Here is a 22,040-nt window from a genome sequence, read left to right on the forward strand (position 1 = left end):
GCGTTCAGCTTCCTATTTCTTACTTTCTACAGCCTACAGCCTACAGCCTACAGCCTACTTTCTACTGCTTACTGCTTACTTCCTACTGCTTACTGCCTACTTTCTATTTTCTAGTCACTCATTGAGGCGACGAGTTTCTTACTTTCTAAGCATAAACGATCTTATTTTAGGTTACGGTAAATAATCTACTCATCAATAGCGGGTATTTATTGACCAATTATTTCACAAGTTGAATAGAGATAGTTTGTTTTTGTTAAATTTCATCTTCAAATAAAAGTAATTTTATTTGAATTTCCGATACATATTAAATTTGTTGTTAATGGTATGTGTCAATTCGGTCTGGTGTTTTTATTTTCATGTCGTGTTTAAATATTCCGCAAAAGTCAGGTTTTTAGAGGTTTAAGTATTAATAATGCTGTTTTTATAGTCGTAATTGATTTATTAGTTAGCCTATTCACACCACGCCGCGTTAATAAGGTGTTAACAATCATATCGCCGCTTGATACATCTGTTGGGTTGAAGTTGTTACGGGCGGTTACTGCCTTATGTCGTTGTTTTAAAGTGTTATTATGCTTTATTTTTTTGAGTGTTTAAGTGTTATTGTATCAATTGATATCATTTGCGTTATTTTTTTGTAATGGCTATTGACTTAAAGGTTAAATTTTAACAGTATTTATTGCGAAGTAATTAACTTCCTTTTAAAGAATAATAAATATATCAGTTTCAGTTTTTAACATTCTGAAATTTGAGGGGATAAATATGAACTCAGAAACCTTAACCGCAAAAGCAATACGTCGTAGCTTTATTGCAGCAGCAGCGACAAGTGTAGCCTTATCAGGATTTGCATTTGCAGAAGAAGCCAGTGCAGACAATACAGCAGAAAATAAAGTAGAACGTATTCAAGTTACTGGATCACGTATTAAACGTGCGGATATGGAATCTGCAAGTCCGGTAACTGTTATTGATGCTTCAGCAATTATTGCATCAGGTGCAACATCGATTGATGATGTCCTGCAAAATATGACCGTATCTGGCGGTGCTATGACCAATGCCGCGGTTAACAATGGCTCTGGTGGTAATGCACGCGTTAATTTACGTGGTCTAGGCTCAAATCGTACATTGGTACTGGTCAATGGTCGCCGTATGATTGCATCGGGTACAGGCGCAGCTTCATCTGTTGATTTGAACACTATCCCTGTTTCGATGATCCAACGCGTTGAAGTACTTAAAGATGGTGCTTCTGCAGTTTACGGCACAGATGCTATTGCAGGTGTTGTAAACGTAATTCTTAAGCGTGATTTTGATGGTTTTGAGATGAATGTACAAACTGGTGTTACTGGCCAGGGCGATGCTGATGAATCAAGTGTGGATTTCACCATAGGTAATACCTTTGATAAGGGTAATGTTGTTATCAATGCGCAGTACACTAAGCGCGGCGATGCTAGCCAAGCTGACCGTAGCTTCTCGGAATGCCCTATTACTGAAACTTCAGACGGTAGCGAGCTTTATTGTGGCGGTAGCTCATACTCTGAAGGTGGCCATATCTGGGGCGATTCACACCATGATCTTGTCGGCTCTGGTGTCGAAGGAGCATATGAGATTGGAGATTCTGGTTACTACGGTCACTATGTTGCGGGTGATGATGGTAAGGCTAAGTTTGAATACTTCGATGACAATGTTACTGAAGCCAACTTAAGTGGTCGTGGCGGTGAATATCATGATTTCACTAATGATGATAAATATAATTACTCAGAAGACAGTTACCTTTCTACGCCAATGGAGCGTTTGAATCTATCTTTCTCAGGTACGTATGAGCTTTCAGATTCAATCATGTTTTTTTCAGAAGCAATGTACTCAAAGCGTTGGTCTGAACAGCAAATGGCACCGCAGCCAATTTGGAATGACACGGCTTGGGCATATGATTCATCTTGGATGACAGATGACTTAGTCGGTCTAGTACAAGAAGGCGAAAAATTAGATTACGGTCGCCGCGTGGTAGAATCTGGCACACGTAACTTCTCACAGGTAGTGGATACAGTGCGTCTTGTTGTCGGTCTTGAGGGCGAGTTCGACAATGGTTGGACTTGGGATGCGTCTTACAACAAGGGTAAGAACGACTCTGTTGATACATTAGCCAACTTGCACAACCTTGGTTCTATCAACGATGCGGTATTAGCGAAAGAGTTCGATCCGTTTAGTCAAGACTCTTGGGTCGGTGAAAGTATCGAACCTTTTATCTACACTGAAATTAACAGTGGTGGTAGTGAGCTCGATGTCATGGCTGCGACTCTTTCTGGCGAAGTTATGGATTTACCCGCCGGTGTTCTTGGTTTTGCTGCCGGTTATGAGTACCGCAAAGAGTCAGCGCACTACACGCCTGATTCGTTGACTTCTCAAGGACTCGCTAACGACCCACGTCAAGAAGCGACTGAAGGTTCTTTTGATGTGAATGAAGTTTATGCCGAACTAGCTATACCATTACTTAGCGATCTGCCTATGGCACAGCAAGTGGATTTAAGTGCGGCAATTCGTTACTTTGATTACAGTACATTTGGCTCTGATAATACGTGGAAACTAGGTTTAACTTGGCGCGTGATTGATGATCTAATGCTCCGAGGTGTAATGTCTACGGCATTCCGTGCGCCGACTGTAAGTGAGCTATACGGTGGTAAGTCACCATCATTCGATCAAATTAAGCATGAAGCAACTGAGCAGACACAGGCTGAAGTTACCGTTGGTGGTAACCCTGACTTAACTCCTGAAGAAGCTGATATCACAACTCTTGGTTTGGTGTATTCGCCAAGTTTTGTTGAAGGTCTGTCTTTGACACTTGATTACTATAATATTGAAATCACGAATACTATTACTTCTGTTGATTCTAACTACATTGCTAATCAGTGTATGGATGCAACGGGTAATAAAATTAATAACGATACAGCACTTTGTCAGTCAGCGAATATCGCTATAGATGGTACGGGTCGTATTTCGTTTGATAATGGTCTACAGAACTTAGGTCAAACTAATACAGCTGGCTATGATATTAATGTGGCATATACCTTTGAAGGTCTAGGACTTAATTGGAAAGCAGGCTTAGATACGTCAATCATCGATAAGTATGAAGAGTTTGACCAAGATGGTGTAGCAATCGATTACCTTGGCTTTATCACAAGTGGTTCAGGATCGTATGCAAAGTTTAAGACTAACTTGAACCTTACTGCGACAGGTGATGATTGGAGCGCAACATACGAAGCACGTTATATCGACGGTATGGATTCATTCTCATGTAAAGATGATCCATCAGAATGTTATGCACCAAGTGTAGATAGTGTGATGTACCATGATCTATCGGCAAATTATGATTTGACTAACACAGTTCGTCTATCGGGCGGTGTGAATAACATTTTTGACGAAGAGCCTCCTTACTACTCAGGTAATAATGACTCAAACACTGATCCATACACTTATGATGTGTTAGGTCGCTTCTTCTTCGTAAGAGCAAGTGTAAAGTTCTAAACTTGGAAAGGTTCGTTTAGGACATAATAAAAAACCTCCTTAATTAGGAGGTTTTTTTATGGATGAACTTTGGTAAAGATAGCCTTTAATTGATGGCGTTTACCTTAGTGATTAAGCCTTAACTCTTGCCTATGTTGGCGATGGAACTGGCCGCAGCAGGTTGCACAACGCTGTTCTAGCGGATCATTGGCTAATCGTTCAGCCTCTATGTCATTCTCACAATCGCTGCAAACTCCGTACAAGCCAATCTCAAGTTGACAACGTGTGGCATCTAAACGCATCAAATTGATGAATAATGGGTGATCGCATAAGTGAACCTCTGTCATAATCTGAATCAGTTCACAAAGAGAATAATTATGCTGGTCCATTAGCGTGGCTTGCATCTCGGGGAGTGCACCAATCTTGACTCTTAGTTCCGACTCGATAGCGGATAAGGTTTGCTTGATTTGGTTGGTACTCACTTCAGTTGCCTGCAATTATTGACTTTATGGCTTGTTAGTCTAGTCCCGTGGGCACATAGCGTTATGATTGAGATCAATTCAGAGTATAATTTTGCCAGAATGCAGCATAAATAAGACTTAAGATTGATCTAATCAGGTAGTTTTGCTCGAGCCAACCTTAGTACTTTAATAATTTCTTCCGCTGTTTTAAAGACTCTTAATTCTCTAAATAACTCGTCAGCCTCAGGATATTGGCGGTTTAAGTAACCAAACCATTGCTTGATACGTGCAGGGTAATAGGTGCTTTTTCTGCCTTCTAATTCACGGTCGGTATATTCAAGCATGAGTTCAAGCGATTGTTGCCAAGTATAGGGGGTATCACCTTTAAAGCTGGCAGCAAGGTTAGGCAGCGATATGGCACCGCGCCCAACCATGATACTGTCGCAACCGGTCACTTGCATACAGCGTGAAGCATCTTCTTTATTCCAGATCTCGCCATTAGCAATAACAGGAATAGGCAATTTAGCATTGATATCGGTGATATATTCCCAGTATGCGGGTGGCTTATAACCATCAACTTTACTGCGTGCATGCACTGCAAGCTCGCTCGCTCCAGCTTCATAAATCGCTAAGGCATTTTCCATATAAAGTGATTTATCGTTAAAGCCTAAGCGTATTTTTGCTGTCACTGGCTGTTCGCTAGGCACGGCATCACGCATGGCCTTAACGACGTTATATAACTGTTCTGGGTATTGCAGCATGACTGCGCCGCCATTGCTGCGGTTGACCATTTTGGCCGGACAGCCAAAGTTCACATCGACGCCTTGTGAGCCAAGCTCAATGGCTCTTGCGGCATTTTCTCCCATCCAACCTGGTTCTTGCCCTAGTAATTGCACTCGTACAGGGGTTCCTGAAAGAGTTTTGCCACCAGAATGCAGTTCAGGGCAAATACGATAAAACACCTTTTCAGGTAAAAGCTGGTCCACGACGCGGACAAATTCTGTGACCATTAGGTCATAAGGGTTGATAGCAGAGAGGATCTCTCGCATTAAATCATCTACAACGCCTTCCATAGGCGCCAAAATTATTCGCACTGACTTGTCCAACATATCGATATTTCGAGGCGCTGCATTCTACCTCATACCTAGCAGGCATCCAAATAGACTGACTATTTTTATGCTAATAAAAGTTAGTTTACTCCTATAACACATGCTGCTGCGTGATTGTTGCTTAGGTCGCCTACCTTATGGATGAACATTTTTTAAAATAACCGATAACAGCGCGTTAACCACCTAAATATCAGTTTCTTCTTATGTAGTGAAAATTTGCACTATCAGCTTTTATCAGTCATAAATGTGACAGTTGTTGAAAAATTGAAATTAATTTGTTGGTTGGCTGGTCTAGTTAGACAAGCCAATAAAATGCCTTGTTGGTAACCGAAGTTGTTGATTAAGTAAAAAGGAAGATATTATGAAATTAGTAAATAAAACTGCAATCACTGTCGCTGTAGGTGCTGTTGTAATGGGAAGTGCACTGAGTGCTAGCGTACAAGCAGGTCCATTTGGTTATAGCGAAATGCAAGCCGGTTACCAACTCGTTGAAGGTGAAGGCAAGTGTGGTGAAGGTAAATGCGGCGCCGAGAAGAAAAAGGCTAACGAAGGTAAGTGTGGCGCAGACAAAATGAAAGCCAAAGAGGGCAAATGCGGTGAAGGTAAGTGTGGCGGCGACAAAATGAAAGCCAAAGAAGGCAAATGCGGTGAAGGTAAGTGTGGCGGCGATAAAATGAAAGCCAAAGAAGGCAAGTGCGGTGAAGGTAAGTGTGGCGGCGATAAGAAAGCTAAGAAAGAAGGTAAGTGGGGTGGTTCGAAATAATCAGCTGTCGGCTTAGGTAAAGCAGGGCCAGCTATTGCTGGCCCTATTTGTTAATGATCCCTAAATGAGTAAGCGTGCAGCATGACAAATAATAGTAAGGTGAATAAGGGCCAAGTTGGTTTAGGCCTCAGGCGCGAAATGTTAGACGAGTTTTGCCAAGGTGTGCCAAGCGAAATCAATTTCTTTGAGGTCGCCCCTGAAAACTGGATGATTCTCGGTGGTAAGTTTGGCCGACAATTTAGCGAGCTTACCGAAAAGCATGAGTTTTACTGCCATGGTTTATCACTTTCTATCGGTAGCCCCGCACCGCTCGATATTCAGTTTGTCAAAAATGTAAAAGACTTCTTAGACCTTCATCAGATAAAAACCTATTCAGAGCACTTAAGTTACTGCTCCGGCAGCGGCCATATGTATGACTTAATGCCTATTCCATTTACGTCTGAAGCCGTTATGCATGTGGCTAAAAGGGTTAAGCAAGTAGAGGACATTATTGAACGACCATTAGTGCTTGAGAATGTCTCTTTTTATGCTGCTCCCGGCGCTGAAATGTCAGAGGCTGAATTTGTGAACGCAGTCATGCAAGAGGCCGATTGTAAGATGCTACTGGACGTGAATAATATTTACGTTAACTCTATTAATCACCAATATGATGCTGTTGAGTTTTTGAAAGCTATGCCGACAGACAGAATTGCTTATCTGCATATAGCAGGGCATTTTGAGGAGGCTGAAGATTTAATTATCGATACTCATGGTGCAGACATTGTCGACCCCGTCTGGAAGCTTCTGGATGCTTGCCATGAATACCATGGCGTTTTTCCTACATTATTAGAGCGTGATTTCAATATCCCCGAAACGTCTGAATTATTGTTAGAGATTAACCAAATTCACGATTATCAAAATCGACATATCGCCAGTTTAAAAAGGAGCGCTTAATGAGCTTTGTTGATGTACAACAAAACTTTATGGATTACATTAAAGATCCATCGCGGCCGTTACCCGACGGGATGGAAGCGCGCAGAATGAAGATATATCGAGAGTTATTTTTTAATAATGTCGATGGCTTTGTGTCAAACGCGTTTCCGGTGCTCAAAAGCTTGTACAAACAAGAGGAGTGGCTAGACATAGTGCAAGATTTCTTTGTCACACACGATTGTCACACGCCCATTTTCATTGAGATAGCTCAAGAGTTTTTACTGTTCTTGCAAACAGAGCATCAAACGACAGAAATCGATCCGCCGTTTATGTTGGAATTGGCCCATTACGAGTGGTTAGAGTTAGTGGTCGCAGTCGCTCAAGATAATAACAACCATCAGCTGATTAACCTCACTGAACAAAATTTAGAAGCCATCAATCTTAGTGTGTCATCTACGGCTAAAATTGCGCAGTATGCCTATGATGTACAGCACATTAGTCCTGACTATCGCCCCAAATCTCCTAGTAAAGCACCGCAGTTCTTCTGTATCTATCGAGATCTCGATGAAGAGGTCTGTTTTTTACAATTAAACCCGTTAACAGCTCAGGTACTGGCTTATGTGTCGCAACATACTAGTCTTGGTTACACAGACTTGGTGCATTGGCTCGTACAAACGTTCACTCATATCGACGCTGATGCCTTAACGGCTGGGTGTTTACTGCTACTCACAGATCTGAGTCAGAAAGGCATTATTAAACAATTTATTGGCCAATAGGCTTTCTATTAGCGTGATCCACATCTATAATGATTGTGAAAATTGATCTAGATCAATAAATATCGTCAGCAATAATAAGTAGAGGAAGTCATGAGTCAGCCGTTTAAAGACCCATTCAATATTTTTTATTTCATTATTTTTATTCTTGTACTGTTGATCCCAACATTACCGGCTACCCTATCTTGGTTAATGGTCTTGGGTTTAAATTAATCCGCCTTTAAGCCAAGCTCAGGTATACTAGCCACTCAAATCGAGTGGCTTTTTAGTTTTCAGGGTAGATTAATGGCGTTAAAACGTGGCTTTTTTCTAATTTTGGGTCTGTGTAGTTTAGCCCTAGGACTATTAGGGATATTGTTACCTATATTACCAACCGTGCCGTTTATTTTGCTGGCCGCATACTGCTTCGCACGTTCAAGCGACAGGCTCTATCAATGGCTAATGAGCCATCCTTGGTTTGCCGATGCTCTCAAGAATTGGCAGGCTCAAGGTGCTATTCGTAAAAGCTTAAAGAAAAAAGCTTATCTAGTAAGTAGCCTCAGCTTTATCACCAGTATTGTTATCGTACCGCTAATTTGGGTGAAAGTGATGTTGGCCTGCCTTGGAGCGGGGTTAATTATTTACCTGAGAAGCATCCCTGAAATTGACGGGTGACAGCCTACTGTATTGGCTCATGATATTGAAAATTAAGCTTTATTTTGAATCATTGCCAAAGGTCTTTCCCGCTCAGAACAATCGAAAATAAAAAATGCCTAGATAAAGACTACACTTCTGGCGTTAGTAGGTTGCAACTCGCTATAAAGCGGCTTAAGCTTGATGCCGATTTTTACACTTCGATGGCATCTATACCGGTATACTCAAGTTTGGAGCTGGGGATGTCAGCAAACTAAAGTAGATTAAGTAAAGAATTATGGTAATGAATACTGACAGCTTGGCACTAATAAAGAACAGCATTAAAACCATCCCTAACTATCCTAAAGAAGGGATCCTATTTAGAGATGTGACTAGCTTATTAGAAGATCCACAAGCCTATAAACTGACCATAGGCCTTTTAGTGGAGCACTATAAAGATCAAGGTTTTACTAAAGTTGTCGGTACCGAAGCGCGCGGTTTTTTATTTGGTGCACCGTTAGCTCTAGAACTTGGCCTTGGTTTTGTTCCTGTGCGTAAGCCTGGTAAATTACCAAGAGAAACCATTTCTGAAAGCTATGAGCTTGAATATGGTCATGATGTTTTAGAGATCCATGTTGATGCCATTAACGCTGACGATAAAGTATTGGTTGTCGATGACTTACTTGCGACTGGCGGTACAATTGAAGCAACAGTAAAATTGATCCGCAAGCTAGGTGGCTCGGTTAATGATGCAGCGTTTGTTATTTCATTGCCTGATTTAGGCGGTGAAGAGCGTCTTAAAGCGATGGATCTAAAGCTATTAAGCTTATGTGAGTTCGAAGGCGAATAAACATAAGGCCACTTCGAAACGTTGTGGCGATAAAGAATCTGCAAACTGATTATTCTTTATCATAAAAGGTGATTTTATCACCGCCAAATCGCTCCTCAGGCGCTTGAGATAGCATGTAAAAGCGTTGCATGCTATTGTTCAAACATGTCGAGGAGCGTGCTCCCGAAACCATATTCATGACACGTTGGGGAGTTCCATGTCATATCAGGTGTTGGCCAGAAAATGGCGCCCTGCCACATTTGAGCAAATGGTTGGTCAGTCGCATGTTTTACATGCCTTAACTAATGCGCTCACTCAGCAAAGATTACATCATGCCTATCTGTTTTCCGGTACCCGTGGTGTCGGTAAGACTAGTCTTGCACGTCTTTTTGCTAAAGGCCTAAACTGCGAACAAGGTGTAACCGCAACACCCTGCGGAAAGTGTTCTGCTTGTGTTGAAATTGCCGAAGGACGTTTTGTCGATCTTATTGAGGTCGATGCGGCGTCAAGAACTAAGGTTGATGACACTCGAGAACTGCTCGATAACGTGCAGTACAGGCCGAGTCGTGGCCGTTATAAAGTGTATCTTATCGATGAAGTACATATGCTGTCTCGCAGCAGTTTTAATGCTTTATTAAAAACACTTGAAGAACCGCCAGAACACGTAAAATTTCTGTTAGCGACAACCGATCCGCAGCGCTTACCTGTGACTGTGCTTTCTCGTTGTCTGCAATTTAATTTAAAGAGTCTGACTCAAGATGAGATCGCAGCCCAGCTAAATCATGTATTGACCCAAGAGCAATTGCCATTTGAAGACCCCGCTTTAACGCTACTGGCAAAAGCGGCTAATGGCAGTATGCGTGATGCGTTAAGTTTGACAGATCAAGCGATTGCATTTGGCGCAGGCCAAGTAAAGCTTGAGCAAGTACAAACAATGCTCGGCAGTATTGATGAAAAGCATGTTCTCGCCTTGCTAGAAGCGTTGGCAAAAGCCGATATAATGGACTTGATGCAAGTGACGGCGAAAGTGTTGTCATTTGGCGCTGAGCCTGAAGAGGTACTTCGCAGTTTACTCGAGCTGTTACATCAAATTACGTTGACTCAATTTGCTCCCGCTGCGGCGCAAATGTCACTTTATAGCGAGCAGATTAGCGCGTTTGCCCAGCAATTATCAGCAGAGCAGGTTCAGCTTTACTATCAATTGTTATTAACGGGTCGAAAGGATTTACCACATGCGCCGGATCCTAAATCTGGTCTGGAAATGGCACTACTGCGTGCAGTGACCTTCGTACCAGAAAAGCCTGTGACGCGATGGGCGATTGAGTCTAGATCTGATATCGCACTGCCAGATGCCACTACATCGTCGCAGCATACTGCAAATAAAACTGCGACAGCGTTGAGTATCACTCAGCAAGTAGCTAACCAAGTTATAGATAGCCAAGTTGTCGCTAATAAAGCTGCAACTCAGGACCCCCAGGACTCCCAGGACTCCATTAATAGCACTGCCGATAGCTCATCCGCTCAGGAAAAGTTGGCTGATCCGCTCGAGGCCCAAACTTCTGAGGCTGAAACCTCTTCAGTTGTAGCTGCAACTGCGCAAATTGAAAATCAGCAGCAAGTCGTATCAGCAGCTGAATCGTCTAAGGCCGAACATGTCGAGCCTCAAGCATCGGATGAGCAGCTCGATAGGCTGAATAGCGAAATGGCGGTGATAATGAGCCAGGCTCAAGGCCAAGGCTTTAAAGATGCTGCAGAGCAGGCGACTACAACCGAGCAATCAAGTGTTCAACAGCGTGATGTTCAAGCCGTAGCGTTAGATACTGAGATAAAAGCACCAGAGCAAGAAATATCAGCAAAAGAAACGTCAGCAAAAGAAACATCAGAGCAAGCGATTCAAGCGACATCATCAGCTGATGGGCTTCAAAGTCGCTCAGAACAAAGTCACTTGGGTCAAAGTCACTCGGAGCAGAGTTATGCTAGCCAAGATGACGGTGAACTTGCATCTTATGCCGATTATGCGGGCGCTTACGATAACGCTGAAAATAGCCAAAATGATGACTATGGTTTCGCCCATAACGATGACTATCAAGGGCAACAAACCAGCCAGCATGCGCAACAGGCAGACAATAATACAAATCAAACCCCGTCGCCGGCTCAATTAACGACAGCGCCATCAGACCCGGCTGCTAGTGATGATATTTTGGACGCTGCATTAGCAGCAAGAGCAACATTACTCGAAGGACTAGGAGAGGATGATCCTAAGGAGGAATCCTCAAAAAAGTCTTCAGAGGGTCGTAAAGCGTTTACGCCTCCAGTAAGAAAGCAGCCCGTTGCTCCAAGTAATAATTCTATGGAGAGTGAGGTTAGCAGTAATCAACGTACGGCGATAAATGAGAATACTGCGCCCGCAACGGAAATCGAAGCCGAAATCGTTGATAGACCACCATGGGAAGAGCCGCATGAGCAAGATCCGTGTGCACGCTTTGATGATCCAAGGGCATTAGATAAAACAGATGATAGCAAGGCGAAAACGGTAAAGGCTCAAGTCAGCATTAGCGGTTCTGGCGACAATAATTTGAATAGTCAGGCGTCAGAAGAATCTGAAAATCAAAGTCAACTAACAGTTGATTCATCTCCTGTTCAGGCTGCTGAGCTAAACTTACCTACATTGCCTAGTGGCGAGTTAACGGGCAATGAAGTCGATTTAAAATGGTATCGATTTATGGCTGAGCTTGAAGTTGGCGGCCGAGTTAGGCAGCTAGCGGTTAACTCTATTTGCCATCAATTTGAGCAACCTTTGTCATTACTGCTTAAGCCTGATCAAAAGCATCTAGCGGCGGATATTGCCATTAAGCAGTTAGAAGAGGCGATGTCAGATGCTCTTGGCGAACCATGCAGTGTAAGTGTTGCAGTAGGCGTTGACAGCGAGCGCGAAACGCCACTAGAGGTGAGACGACGCTTTCATAAAGAAATTTTAACTCAAGCGCATCATGACCTAATAACGGATCATAATATACGCTGGTTAACACTAAACATGGGCGCTCAAATGACGGCTGATTCATTAACTTATGCGCCAGAGTTGCTAGTACAGAAAGGAAAATTGATTGAGTTAATCGATATCGCGAACTTTAAGCGGTTAACTGAGTCATAATTTTACAATTGAATTTCAGCTTTCATTGCTAATCATTCATTTTTTAGTAAGATTAGCCCACTTTATTTGTTGTGATACGTAATAGAAGAGAATTAGAGTATGTTTGGAAAAGGCGGTATGGGCAACTTGATGAAGCAAGCCCAGATGATGCAAGACAAAATGGCTAAAGTGCAAGAAGAGATCGCACGTATGGAAGTGACTGGCGAAGCCGGGGCAGGCCTAGTTAAAGTCACCATGACAGGCTCTCACAGCGTACGTAAAGTCGATATCGATGCAAGCCTGCTTGAAGACGACAAAGAGATGTTAGAAGATCTTATCGCTGCAGCTTGTAATGACGCCGCTCGCCGCGTTGAAGAGAACCAAAAAGAGAAAATGGCTGAAGTGACTGGCGGTATGCAACTACCACCAGGCATGAAGATGCCATTCTAGTTTTAAGTTGCTGTTTTAACCGTGTATTTACACGGTTAGAGTGGAGGGGGCCAAATAGGGGCCAAATCCGAGCGATTAAAAACAGAAAAAGCTCAAGCAATTTGCTTGAGCTTTTTTGTATCCGTATTTAATTCATCAATTAAAATCAGATATCACAGTTACAATTGCTATAAACTCTATACTTTCAATTGGCTACATTATGTGACCTTGCGACATAAGCCGCTATGTGTCAGACTTCGCTCGATTTATTTCCTTTATAAATGCGTCATTTTGAATGCTTTTTACTTGTAGACTTGGATAGATAGCGTGAAAGAAAAACTCAAAGGACTGGGATTTTCCTTAGTCATATTCTTCGTCATTTTCATCTTTAATGCGCTATTTGGCGCACCGCCTATCGCCCTGAGTGGTATTGAAAAACACCCTGAAAAAGTCACAGTGGAAGAGGCGCGCGAGCTCGGTTTTATGTTGTTTAATACTAAGCGCTATCCAGAGGCGAGAGCATTTTTTACGCCTTCTGCGCAGTTAGGTGATGTTGGTAGCCAGTTATCGCTAGGAACACTCTATTTTTACGATTTGACTACTGCTAACAATTACCAGCAGGCGTATCGTTGGTTTAGTCAAAATAGCGATAATGCTTTTGCTCAATATTATTTAAGCTTGTTATACCACTTCGGCTATTACGTACCTCAAAGCCAATTAAAATCCCTATTTTGGCTTGAAAAATCTGCCGCATATTCTTTCCCCGCTGCTCAACATAATTTGGCTGTGTATTATTTTAATCTAGGTGATTATAGCCAAGCTTACCTATGGGGGCTTTATGCTAGAAGTAATGATTTTTCCCAATCTCGAAGCCTAGTCAAGCAAGCTATAGAGCACCTAACCCCCCAAGAAAAAGCGAATGCTGACCAGCACTATAGAAATTCGAAGGGTCAACATGAATGGAATGACGACAATGTTCAGGTTGGCGCATTGCTAGAACAGGTATTTTAATCATGAAGATAAGTTCGCTTTCACTGGAGTTCGCCAGTGGTCAGATTCAACAGATGGGGGCGGTGACTAGCCGCACCACATTAAAGCATCGACTCAAAGAGATACGAGACACGGTTATCTTTAACGAGCCGGCACCTGATGGCGAGCAAGTTAAAGGGGATCATTTAGCAGAGGCACTTACTATGCCTATGCTGATCGTTCTGGCTCAGGTTAAAGGTAGTGAGATCACCTTCACTTATGATCTTTTGAGTAAGGAAGAGGGCTTATTAGCGCTGTATTATACCAATGCTAAGGGAGGGCGGGAGCGTCAAAAGGAGTTTGGCTTTGTGAGCCTTAGTGAGCTTGAATCGCATCTACAGCGACTTTTGAGCGAGAGTGAGCACAAGTTTGTCGAATACTATTTCCCGAAGCAAACATGTATTAATCGGGCTGTAAAATTCTTAGGCATCGCCTACATAACCGCCGCTTGTCTAGGCTTGTTATCGTTTATCTTTTTCTCCGATTTAATCTGGCATGACGATATGTTTCACTCCGCCTATATCGCTGCTGGCGTCACTTATGTCATCACTTTGCCCATATTGCTGCTTAAGGCCTTGTCGCAGGAAGGCAGAGAGCGTGCAGAGCAAGTAGGGCAAAGTACGACTAAACAAGTATTTGGCATACTTATTGGTAATCTTGTGCTTAGTTTAGCTCTCGTTGCTGGAGGGTGTAACTTACTGCATCTTATCACGGCACAGGCGACACAAGTTGACATCGTTTTTGCCGATAAGCGCCAGGATTACTGGGGCAAAAACTGTAAAGGTGGCGTTAACATTAAAGATTACTCAGGTACTCTCTGTCTAGAAGATAGAGCCTATTGGAAGATTATACATCCTGGTATGCGCGCAGTCGTAAAAGGGGAGGGATCTGTGATTGCGCTGAGTGTGAAAGCCATTGAGCTTAAATGATTAGAGTTAAGTGTGAGTGGAAGTCATGTTGCTTAGCATAGTAGATTATCGGTTTATACAGGCGCCCACCTTGCTTAGCTACTGTGTTAATGCCGCTAAGGAATACGCCGTTATGGAGATAGCAGGCAAAAGCTCAAGATTCTATGCTAGTATCTGACGCTAATTTTATGATGGCTTGTATTCGCGGGACGTTTCCCCTTTTATCGACATCATCGACCATTATCTTGGGCATGAAGATGCCTTTCTAAGCGGAACGTTAAATGAAATTTAGTCCACTCGTTGATGAGCTCATTCAGTCACTTCGTTGTTTACCAGGTGTTGGCCCTAAGTCTGCCCAAAGAATGGCATTTCAGCTATTAGAACGTGACCGTAAAGCGGGGGCTAAGCTTGCAGACTCGTTAGCAAAAGCGATGTCAGATGTTGGTCATTGTCAGTCATGCCGTACTTTTACCGAAGAAACCTATTGCCCGATTTGTGTCAGTACCAAGCGTGGTCATTCTGATGTGATTTGTGTGGTTGAAACACCTGCCGACGTATTAGCGATTGAAGCGGGTGGCCATTTTTCTGGGCGTTACTTTGTCTTATTAGGGCATTTGTCTCCGCTAGATGGCGTGGGACCTGAAGAGCTTGGGCTTGCGCTACTTGAGCAACACCTAGCGTCTGGTGGCGTGAATGAGCTTATTTTAGCGACGAACCCAACCGTTGAAGGTGACGCGACAGCGCACTATATTGCCGATATGGCAAAGCGTCATAATCTCATTGTTAGTCGCATCGCCCATGGTGTACCTGTCGGCGGCGAGCTTGAGTATGTCGATAGCACAACCTTAGCGTTATCGTTTAATGGGCGCTTACCAATCTAACGATTTACAATAATGATATAAAATAAAATCCAGTCAGTGAATTGCCGCAGACTGGATTTTTTTTGTGCAATTGAAACCAATGCAGCATTTATCCCTTGAAAAGCCATTTTATAGCCCCATCTTATTTGTAAGCTTTATTTAAACTGATTTTTTAAAGGGAACATGTCATGTCACAACAAGAGACGCACGGCTTTCAAACTGAAGTCAAACAACTACTTAATTTGATGATCCACTCTTTGTATTCAAACAAAGAGATTTTTTTGCGTGAATTGGTATCAAATGCTGCCGATGCTGCAGACAAGTTACGTTATGAAGCCCTAACCAATGACAACCTTTATGAAGGCGACGGCGAGCTACGTGTGCGCATTAGTGCCGATAAAGAAAAAGGTACCGTAACCATTGAAGACAATGGTATTGGTATGACCCGAGATAGTGTGATTGAGCACTTAGGTACAATTGCAAAGTCGGGTACGGCAGAATTTTTTAAGAACATGTCAGGTGATGAGTCAAAAGACTCACAGTTGATTGGTCAGTTTGGTGTTGGTTTTTACTCCGCTTTTATTGTTGCTGACAGAGTGACTGTGCGTACACGCGCTGCAGGTCATAGCGCAGATGAAGCGGTACTTTGGGAGTCAGCGGGTGAAGGTGACTTCACGGTTGAGACTATCTCTAAGCAAAGCCGTGGTACTGAAATCACGCTACATCTTCGTGACGATGAAAAAGAGTTTGCTGACGATTACCGTCTACGTTCAATCATTACTAAGTACTCTGACCATATCTCAGTACCCGTTGAGATGTTTGAAGCAGGCACGCCTGCTGTTGAAGCAACTGAAGATACTGAAGCTGTTGCAGCGACAGAAGGCAGTTGGAAGCCAATGAACAAGGCTACCGCACTTTGGACTCGTAACAAGAGCGATGTGACAGACGAAGAATACAAAGAGTTTTATAAGCATATCTCTCACGATTATACCGATCCGCTAGTTTGGAGTCACAACCGTGTAGAAGGTAAGCAAGAGTACACTAGCCTGCTTTATATTCCTGCTAAAGCACCTTGGGATATGTGGAACCGTGACCGCAAGCATGGCCTTAAATTATTCGTGCAACGTGTATTTGTTATGGATGATGCTGAGCAGTTTATGCCTAGCTATTTGCGTTTTGTACAGGGCCTTATCGACTCGAACGATCTGCCACTAAACGTCTCTCGCGAAATTTTACAAGATAACAAGGTGACCACCGCGCTTCGTACTGCAGTGACTAAACGCGTTTTAGGTATGCTTGAAAAGCTGGCTAAGAATGACGCTGAAAAGTACCAGTCTTTCTGGACAGAGTTTGGCCAAGTGCTAAAAGAAGGCCCAGCTGAAGATTTCGCTAATAAAGAGCGTATTGCGGGTCTACTGCGTTTTGCATCAACACACACTGGTGAGGCAACGGCAAACGTATCGTTAGCAGATTACGTTGAGCGCATGCAAGAAGGTCAGTCTAAGATTTATTTCATTGTTGCTGACAGCCATGAAGCCGCCGCAAATAGCCCACATCTTGAATTGCTACGTAAAAAGGGCATTGAAGTGTTATTAATGTCAGAGCGTATCGATGAGTGGTTGATTAATCACTTAACTGAGTTCGATGGCAAGAAGCTGCACTCGGTAACTCGCGGTGACCTTGAGCTAGGTGAGCTTGAAGATGCTGGTGAGAAAGAAGCGCAAGAGAAGCTACAAACAGAATCAGAAGGCTTAGTTAAGCGAGTTAAAGACAGCTTAGGCGATAAAGTGTCTGCAGTTAAAGTGACAACGCGTCTAACCGATACGCCTGCTTGTGTGGTTGCTGGTGAAGGCGAGATGTCGACCCAGATGATCAAGCTGATGCAAGCTGCAGGGCAAGACGTGCCTGAGTCTAAGCCGACATTTGAGCTAAACCCTGAGCATCCGCTAGTTGCGCGTCTAAATGACGAGCAAGACGAGCAGCAGTTTGCTCAGTGGTCTGAGTTGCTATTGCAACAGGCATTGTTGTCAGAAAAAGGCAGCCTAGCTGACCCATCGGCGTTTATTAAGCTAATGAACCAAATGCTATTGGCTAACGTTAAGTAATTAGCGGCTATGATTAAAGAGGCAATTAAATTGCCTCTTTTTTATGGTCCAGATAAGTTCAGGCGAAAGCTAAAGGAAAGTTATGGAATCGATTCTAGAACTGACTAAAGAAAATATTCAACAAGTGGTCGATGCTTCGATGGAGCAGGTTGTTGTGATGGCTTTTTGGGCGAGTCAAAGCCCTGAGAGTTTAGCATTGATGCAAACTCTTGAGAATATTGCTCAGCAGCAAAATGGCCGCTTCGTACTCGCTAAAGTTAACTATGAAACAGAAATGGAAATCGCGAATTATTTCCAGATCCAAAGTTTGCCAACAACTTTAGTATTGCATGAAGGCAAACCCGTTGATGGTTTTGCAGGGGTACAAGAAGCGCCGCAAATATTAGAGATGCTAGATAAGCATCTACCCGCCGAGTGGCAACTAAAGCTAAATCAAGCGCGAGTATTTTTAGCTGAGCAAAATGCCATTGGGGCTTTGCCTTTGCTAAAAGAGGCTTACGCGGAAAAACCATTAGCGGAAATTGCGTTGGCGTTAGCAGATGTTTACTTGTCATTGGGCGTACTTGAAGATGCGTCAGGGTTACTTGATTCAGTCGGTCTTGCCGATCAAGACAGTTATTATCAAAGCCTCAAGGCTAAATTAGCTTTAGCGTTAGATGCCGCTGATACGCCTGAGATAAGAAAGTTACAGCAAGATGTTGAAAACCAACCTAACAATATAGAGTTGCAGGTTAATCTTGCTAAAGCATTGCATCAAGCAGGGCGAAATGACGAAGCGTTAGCCTTGTTGTTTACTCCATTACAAAAAGATATGTCAGCGCTTGATGGCAAGCTAAAGCAGTCGTTCTTAGAGATCTTAACCGCTCTAGGTCAAGGCAATAGCTTAGCCAATCAATATAGGCGCAAGCTTTACACCTTACTTTACTGATTTTCAAGACACTGATGCTAAAGTCGAAGGACAAATGACTTCAAAATTGCGGCCATTTATGCGAAGATCGGCGCCCTAAACATATAATACCCATCAGTTAGACAGCTTTTTGTGCTTGTTCTAGGAAGATGTTGGTATCACAGTGCGAAATTAAGAGGAAGATTGAAATGCGCATTATGCTATTAGGTGCCCCAGGTGCCGGTAAAGGTACTCAAGCCCAATTCATTATGGAAAAGTACGGTATTCCTCAAATTTCAACAGGCGACATGTTACGTGCCGCTGTTAAAGCTGGTACGCCATTAGGCCTAGAAGCTAAGAAAGTGATGGACGCGGGTCAATTGGTGTCTGATGAACTAATTATTGGTTTAGTTAAAGAGCGTGTTGCACAAGATGATTGCGCTGCTGGTTTCCTATTAGATGGTTTCCCACGCACAATTCCACAAGCCGACGCTATGGCGTCAAGTGGTATTGCACTTGATCACGTGATTGAAATCGATGTGCCAGACGAAGAGATCGTTAAGCGCATGAGCGGTCGTCGCGTTCACCCAGGTTCTGGTCGTGTTTACCACATCGTCTTTAATCAACCAAAGGTTGAAGGTAAAGATGACGTAACGGGTGACGATTTAGCTATTCGTCCAGATGATGAAGAGACAACTGTACGTAAGCGTCTTGATATTTATCATGAGCAAACTAAACCGCTAGTAGAATACTACGGCGCGATAGCAGCTAAAGGTGACGTAACTTACAATAAGTTTGACGGCACTAAGTCTGTAGCGTCTGTTAGCGAAGAAATCGTTACCGTACTTAGCTAAACAAGGCTAAGTTAAAAACGCATTTAGCTAATATAAGCCGTTAACTGAGTATGAAAAATACTCTAGCGATAACGTGTTTATGAGCTAGTTCTCATATTTGAAAAAGCCCATTTAAATGGGCTTTTTTTATGCATTTTGCAATGATAGCCTGAGCTGAATATCTTGTTAAAAAGAGAATTCATGTGAGTGACTTATCCCCTGCGTTCGGTGTGTTATTAGTTAATTTAGGTACCCCAGATTCACCGACCGCCACCGATGTAAAAAAATTCCTCAAACAGTTTCTAAGCGATCCCCGCGTTGTTGATTTATCTCCTTGGATTTGGAAACCGATTTTAAACGGTATCATTCTTAATACGCGTCCAGCCAAAGTTGCCAAACTGTATCAATCTATTTGGTGGCAAGATGGCTCGCCGCTAATGGTCATTAGCCAAAAGCAGCGTGATAAACTTAAGCAAACTTTAGCAACCAGCCTAGGCCAAACCATTCCGGTTGAACTGGGGATGAGTTACGGTAATCCATCACTGCAATCGGGTATCGATAGCCTCAGGTCCCAAGGGGTTGAAAAGATATTTGTATTGCCGCTGTATGCTCAATATTCTTGCTCAACAGTCGCCCCTGTTTATGATGCGATTGCCGAGTTGCTTAAATCTGAGCGCAACATTCCAGAAATGCGCATCAACAAACAGTATTTTGACCATCCCGCTTACATAAAAGCGCTTGCAACGTCAGTGAAGGCACATTGGCAAGTTAAAGGCCAGGCGCAAGTCTTGTTAATGTCATTTCATGGAGTGCCTCTTCGCTATGTGACAGAAGGCGACCCTTATCAAGCTCAGTGCCAAAAAACCGCTGAGTTATTAGCGCTTGAGTTGGGGTTGTCGAGCGATCAATGGCGCATCTGTTTTCAGTCGCAATTTGGCAAAGAGGAATGGATAAAGCCGGCAACAGATGAGTTATTAGAATCATTACCGAAACAGGGCGTTAAATCAGTCGATATTATGTGTCCAGCATTTTCCTGTGATTGTTTAGAAACACTAGAAGAAATATCGCAAGAAGGTAAACAAGACTTTTTAGCGGCGAGCGGCGAGCGTTACGAATTCATTGATTGTTTAAATGATTCTGCTGCACATATTGAGTTGCTTGCGAATATTGTGCAGCAACAAACCCAAGGTTGGTATTAATTTTTCTAAGTTCTATAGTGATTTCAGCTAGCGAAAGAGGCGGGGTGTGGTAAAATCCCCCACCTTTTTGTGCTACTAACCCTTTAAGGTCACTATTTTGTGCTAGTTGTGACTAAGCTAAACAATGTCGTGGCAAACAAATTAAGGTTAGCGGCCAGAAATGCAGAGTCTGTTTATTGTTACTTTGAATAAACAACTAGAAATAACTTACCCGTTTAAATTGATATTTTGCATGGATGCCGAATGAAAGAGAGCTCAATATGAAGTTTCCAGGTCAGCGTAAGTCTAAACATTATTTTCCCGTTAAAAATCGCGATCCACTGTTGGCGCAGTTGATCCAGCAGCCTCTGCCTATTTCTACTTATATATCTGGTATCGATCAGACATTGGTAGACATCGAGGCCAAAGTGGAAGATGAGTTACTGAGTCGATATGAGTTACCCAAAGGCAACTCAACCTTGATTGACGATGACAAGGCCCATGCACTTTATACCGAGCTTAAAAACAATGAGTTAATCAGCGATGAGTTCGCTGGTGGCACCATTGGTAACACGGTACACAATTACTCAATTTTGGCTGATGATCGTTCAGTATTATTTGGCGTAATGAGTCAAAATATTGAAGTCGGTAGTTATGCTTATCGCTACCTTTGTAACACCTCTTCGAAAGTCGATTTGAACTATCTTCAGCCTGTAGCCGGCCCAATCGGTCGTTGTTTCACGCTTATTTCTGAGTGTGGTGAACGTACTTTTGCTATCAGCAAAGGCTCGATGGATCAACTTACGCCTGAATTTATCGACAAAGATGTGGTTCAGGGGGGCTCTGCGCTTATCTTGACCGCTTATTTGATGCGCGCTAGCGGCGACGATCAAATCACTGAAGCGGCGATGACGGCAATTAGTTACGCCAAGGAAGCTGAAGTGCCAGTGGTACTGACTTTGGGTACACGTTTTCTCATTGAAGAAGATCCTAAATGGTGGCAAGAGTTCATTAAAGAACATGTGACTATTTTGGCGATGAACGAAGATGAAGGCGAAGCATTAACCGGCTTTAGCGACCCTCTGCAAGCCAGTGAGATGGCGCTTGAGTGGTGTGACATGGTGTTAACGACCGCGGGGCCTTTAGGGCTTTATACTGCCGGTTACACCGAGGATTCTGAAAAGCGCGAAACCAGCCACACGCTATTGCCAGGCTCGATTCCTGAATTTAACCGTTACGAGTTCTCTCGCCCTAAACTGAAAGTAGATTGTGAGTCACCACTTAAGGTGTACGCGCATATCTCACCCTACATGGGCGGACCTGAGATTATTCGTAATACTAACGGCGCTGGCGACGGCGCACTTGCGGCGCTGCTGCATGACTTAGCGTCTAACACTTTCCATAAGACCAATGTGCCTGGCTCGAGCAAGCATAAACGTGATGGCTTGTGTTATTCGTCGTTCTCGCAAATTTGTAAGTACGCTAACCGCGTGGCTTATGAAGTGCTAGCACAGCACAGCCCAAGATTATCTCGCGGCTTACCAGAGCGTGAAGATAGCTTAGAAGAGTCGTACTGGGAAAGATAAGCACAGCAGCCCTAATGGGCTGTTAGTGACATCATTTATGAAAGGCATAACTTGGGATTCTGAGTTGTGCCTTTTTTGAATCTACTATCTAAGTCGTCGCTGGCAAACCATTTGCGTGCCTATCGTTATAACAAATGACACGTTT

General features: G+C 43.2%; 18 protein-coding genes. 16 read left to right on the plus strand and 2 right to left on the minus strand.

From position 1 onward, the window contains the following. Positions 1 to 759: 759 nt before the first annotated feature. The gene (locus tag ACVBIL_RS01535; protein WP_447165227.1) at positions 760 to 3,513 is read left to right on the plus strand and encodes a TonB-dependent receptor plug domain-containing protein; all 2,754 of its coding nucleotides are present in this window, start codon (positions 760 to 762) and stop codon (positions 3,511 to 3,513) included. Positions 3,514 to 3,617: 104 nt separating this feature from the next. Here the strand turns inward: ACVBIL_RS01535 and ACVBIL_RS01540 are convergent, their stop codons facing one another. Together ACVBIL_RS01540 and dusC are read right to left on the minus strand one after the other, a co-directional pair. Next, positions 3,618 to 3,974, minus strand: a complete 357-nt coding sequence (locus ACVBIL_RS01540) for a TraR/DksA C4-type zinc finger protein (protein ID WP_447165228.1) — start codon at positions 3,972 to 3,974, stop codon at positions 3,618 to 3,620. Between the two features lie 128 nt (positions 3,975 to 4,102). After that, a complete protein-coding gene (gene dusC, locus ACVBIL_RS01545) occupies positions 4,103 to 5,047 on the minus strand; it encodes a tRNA dihydrouridine(16) synthase DusC (protein ID WP_447165229.1) in 945 nt (314 codons plus the stop codon). A gap of 376 nt (positions 5,048 to 5,423) precedes the next feature. Here dusC and ACVBIL_RS01550 point away from each other — a divergent pair, with 376 nt between their 5' ends. From ACVBIL_RS01550 to ACVBIL_RS01620, 15 genes are all read left to right on the plus strand, one after another. Next, on the plus strand, positions 5,424 to 5,825 hold the full coding sequence (locus ACVBIL_RS01550; protein WP_447165230.1) for an HvfA family oxazolone/thioamide-modified RiPP metallophore: 402 nt from the start codon (positions 5,424 to 5,426) through the stop codon (positions 5,823 to 5,825). Between the two features lie 81 nt (positions 5,826 to 5,906). Then, positions 5,907 to 6,758 (plus strand): HvfB family MNIO-type RiPP peptide maturase, encoded by an 852-nt coding sequence (locus ACVBIL_RS01555; protein WP_447165231.1) that lies wholly within the window; start codon positions 5,907 to 5,909, stop codon positions 6,756 to 6,758. Continuing rightward, positions 6,758 to 7,513, plus strand: a complete 756-nt coding sequence (locus ACVBIL_RS01560) for an HvfC family RiPP maturation protein (protein ID WP_447165232.1) — start codon at positions 6,758 to 6,760, stop codon at positions 7,511 to 7,513. The genes ACVBIL_RS01555 and ACVBIL_RS01560 overlap by 1 nt, the downstream gene beginning before the upstream one ends. 282 nt (positions 7,514 to 7,795) lie before the next feature. Beyond that, entirely contained in the window at positions 7,796 to 8,164 is a 369-nt protein-coding gene (locus tag ACVBIL_RS01565; RefSeq protein ID WP_447165233.1) for a YbaN family protein, read from the plus strand. Between the two features lie 256 nt (positions 8,165 to 8,420). Beyond that, positions 8,421 to 8,972, plus strand: a complete 552-nt coding sequence (apt, locus tag ACVBIL_RS01570; protein ID WP_447165234.1) for an adenine phosphoribosyltransferase — start codon at positions 8,421 to 8,423, stop codon at positions 8,970 to 8,972. Positions 8,973 to 9,168: 196 nt separating this feature from the next. Next, positions 9,169 to 12,102 carry a DNA polymerase III subunit gamma/tau gene (dnaX, locus tag ACVBIL_RS01575; RefSeq protein ID WP_447165235.1) on the plus strand — a complete coding sequence of 978 codons (2,934 nt, stop codon included), beginning with the start codon at positions 9,169 to 9,171 and terminating at the stop codon, positions 12,100 to 12,102. A gap of 99 nt (positions 12,103 to 12,201) precedes the next feature. Next, positions 12,202 to 12,531, plus strand: a complete 330-nt coding sequence (locus ACVBIL_RS01580; protein WP_012154758.1) for a YbaB/EbfC family nucleoid-associated protein — start codon at positions 12,202 to 12,204, stop codon at positions 12,529 to 12,531. Positions 12,532 to 12,837: 306 nt separating this feature from the next. Beyond that, positions 12,838 to 13,521 carry a tetratricopeptide repeat protein gene (locus tag ACVBIL_RS01585; protein WP_447165236.1) on the plus strand — a complete coding sequence of 228 codons (684 nt, stop codon included), beginning with the start codon at positions 12,838 to 12,840 and terminating at the stop codon, positions 13,519 to 13,521. Between the two features lie 2 nt (positions 13,522 to 13,523). Continuing rightward, on the plus strand, positions 13,524 to 14,468 hold the full coding sequence (locus ACVBIL_RS01590; RefSeq protein WP_447165237.1) for a hypothetical protein: 945 nt from the start codon (positions 13,524 to 13,526) through the stop codon (positions 14,466 to 14,468). A 260-nt stretch (positions 14,469 to 14,728) separates the two neighbouring features. Continuing rightward, positions 14,729 to 15,328, plus strand: a complete 600-nt coding sequence (recR, locus tag ACVBIL_RS01595; protein WP_447165238.1) for a recombination mediator RecR — start codon at positions 14,729 to 14,731, stop codon at positions 15,326 to 15,328. 167 nt (positions 15,329 to 15,495) lie between these two features. Continuing rightward, positions 15,496 to 17,412: a molecular chaperone HtpG gene (gene htpG / locus ACVBIL_RS01600; protein WP_447165239.1), complete on the plus strand. Its 1,917-nt coding sequence runs from the start codon at positions 15,496 to 15,498 to the stop codon at positions 17,410 to 17,412. 82 nt (positions 17,413 to 17,494) lie between these two features. Beyond that, entirely contained in the window at positions 17,495 to 18,340 is an 846-nt protein-coding gene (locus ACVBIL_RS01605) for a tetratricopeptide repeat protein (protein WP_447165240.1), read from the plus strand. A gap of 167 nt (positions 18,341 to 18,507) precedes the next feature. After that, a complete protein-coding gene (adk, locus tag ACVBIL_RS01610; RefSeq protein WP_447165241.1) occupies positions 18,508 to 19,152 on the plus strand; it encodes an adenylate kinase in 645 nt (214 codons plus the stop codon). Positions 19,153 to 19,334: 182 nt separating this feature from the next. Next, a complete protein-coding gene (gene hemH, locus ACVBIL_RS01615; protein WP_447165242.1) occupies positions 19,335 to 20,330 on the plus strand; it encodes a ferrochelatase in 996 nt (331 codons plus the stop codon). Positions 20,331 to 20,590: 260 nt separating this feature from the next. Continuing rightward, on the plus strand, positions 20,591 to 21,895 hold the full coding sequence (locus ACVBIL_RS01620; protein ID WP_447165243.1) for an inosine/guanosine kinase: 1,305 nt from the start codon (positions 20,591 to 20,593) through the stop codon (positions 21,893 to 21,895). The last annotated feature ends 145 nt before the right edge of the window (positions 21,896 to 22,040 follow it).

The sequence above is a fragment of the Shewanella sp. 125m-7 genome, from assembly GCF_052977045.1.

Bases quoted from the DNA above. Each gene is read 5' to 3' on its own strand.
- recR (WP_447165238.1), top strand. From the start codon at position 14,729: ATGAAATTTAGTCCACTCGTTGATGAGCTCATTCAGTCACTTCGTTGT.
- ACVBIL_RS01620 (WP_447165243.1), top strand. From the start codon at position 20,591: ATGAAGTTTCCAGGTCAGCGTAAGTCTAAACATTATTTTCCCGTTAAA.
- htpG (WP_447165239.1), top strand. From the start codon at position 15,496: ATGTCACAACAAGAGACGCACGGCTTTCAAACTGAAGTCAAACAACTA.
- ACVBIL_RS01535 (WP_447165227.1), top strand. From the start codon at position 760: ATGAACTCAGAAACCTTAACCGCAAAAGCAATACGTCGTAGCTTTATT.
- ACVBIL_RS01565 (WP_447165233.1), top strand. From the start codon at position 7,796: ATGGCGTTAAAACGTGGCTTTTTTCTAATTTTGGGTCTGTGTAGTTTA.
- ACVBIL_RS01605 (WP_447165240.1), top strand. From the start codon at position 17,495: ATGGAATCGATTCTAGAACTGACTAAAGAAAATATTCAACAAGTGGTC.
- adk (WP_447165241.1), top strand. From the start codon at position 18,508: ATGCGCATTATGCTATTAGGTGCCCCAGGTGCCGGTAAAGGTACTCAA.
- apt (WP_447165234.1), top strand. From the start codon at position 8,421: ATGGTAATGAATACTGACAGCTTGGCACTAATAAAGAACAGCATTAAA.
- ACVBIL_RS01555 (WP_447165231.1), top strand. From the start codon at position 5,907: ATGACAAATAATAGTAAGGTGAATAAGGGCCAAGTTGGTTTAGGCCTC.
- ACVBIL_RS01580 (WP_012154758.1), top strand. From the start codon at position 12,202: ATGTTTGGAAAAGGCGGTATGGGCAACTTGATGAAGCAAGCCCAGATG.
- ACVBIL_RS01560 (WP_447165232.1), top strand. From the start codon at position 6,758: ATGAGCTTTGTTGATGTACAACAAAACTTTATGGATTACATTAAAGAT.
- dnaX (WP_447165235.1), top strand. From the start codon at position 9,169: ATGTCATATCAGGTGTTGGCCAGAAAATGGCGCCCTGCCACATTTGAG.
- ACVBIL_RS01590 (WP_447165237.1), top strand. From the start codon at position 13,524: ATGAAGATAAGTTCGCTTTCACTGGAGTTCGCCAGTGGTCAGATTCAA.
- ACVBIL_RS01550 (WP_447165230.1), top strand. From the start codon at position 5,424: ATGAAATTAGTAAATAAAACTGCAATCACTGTCGCTGTAGGTGCTGTT.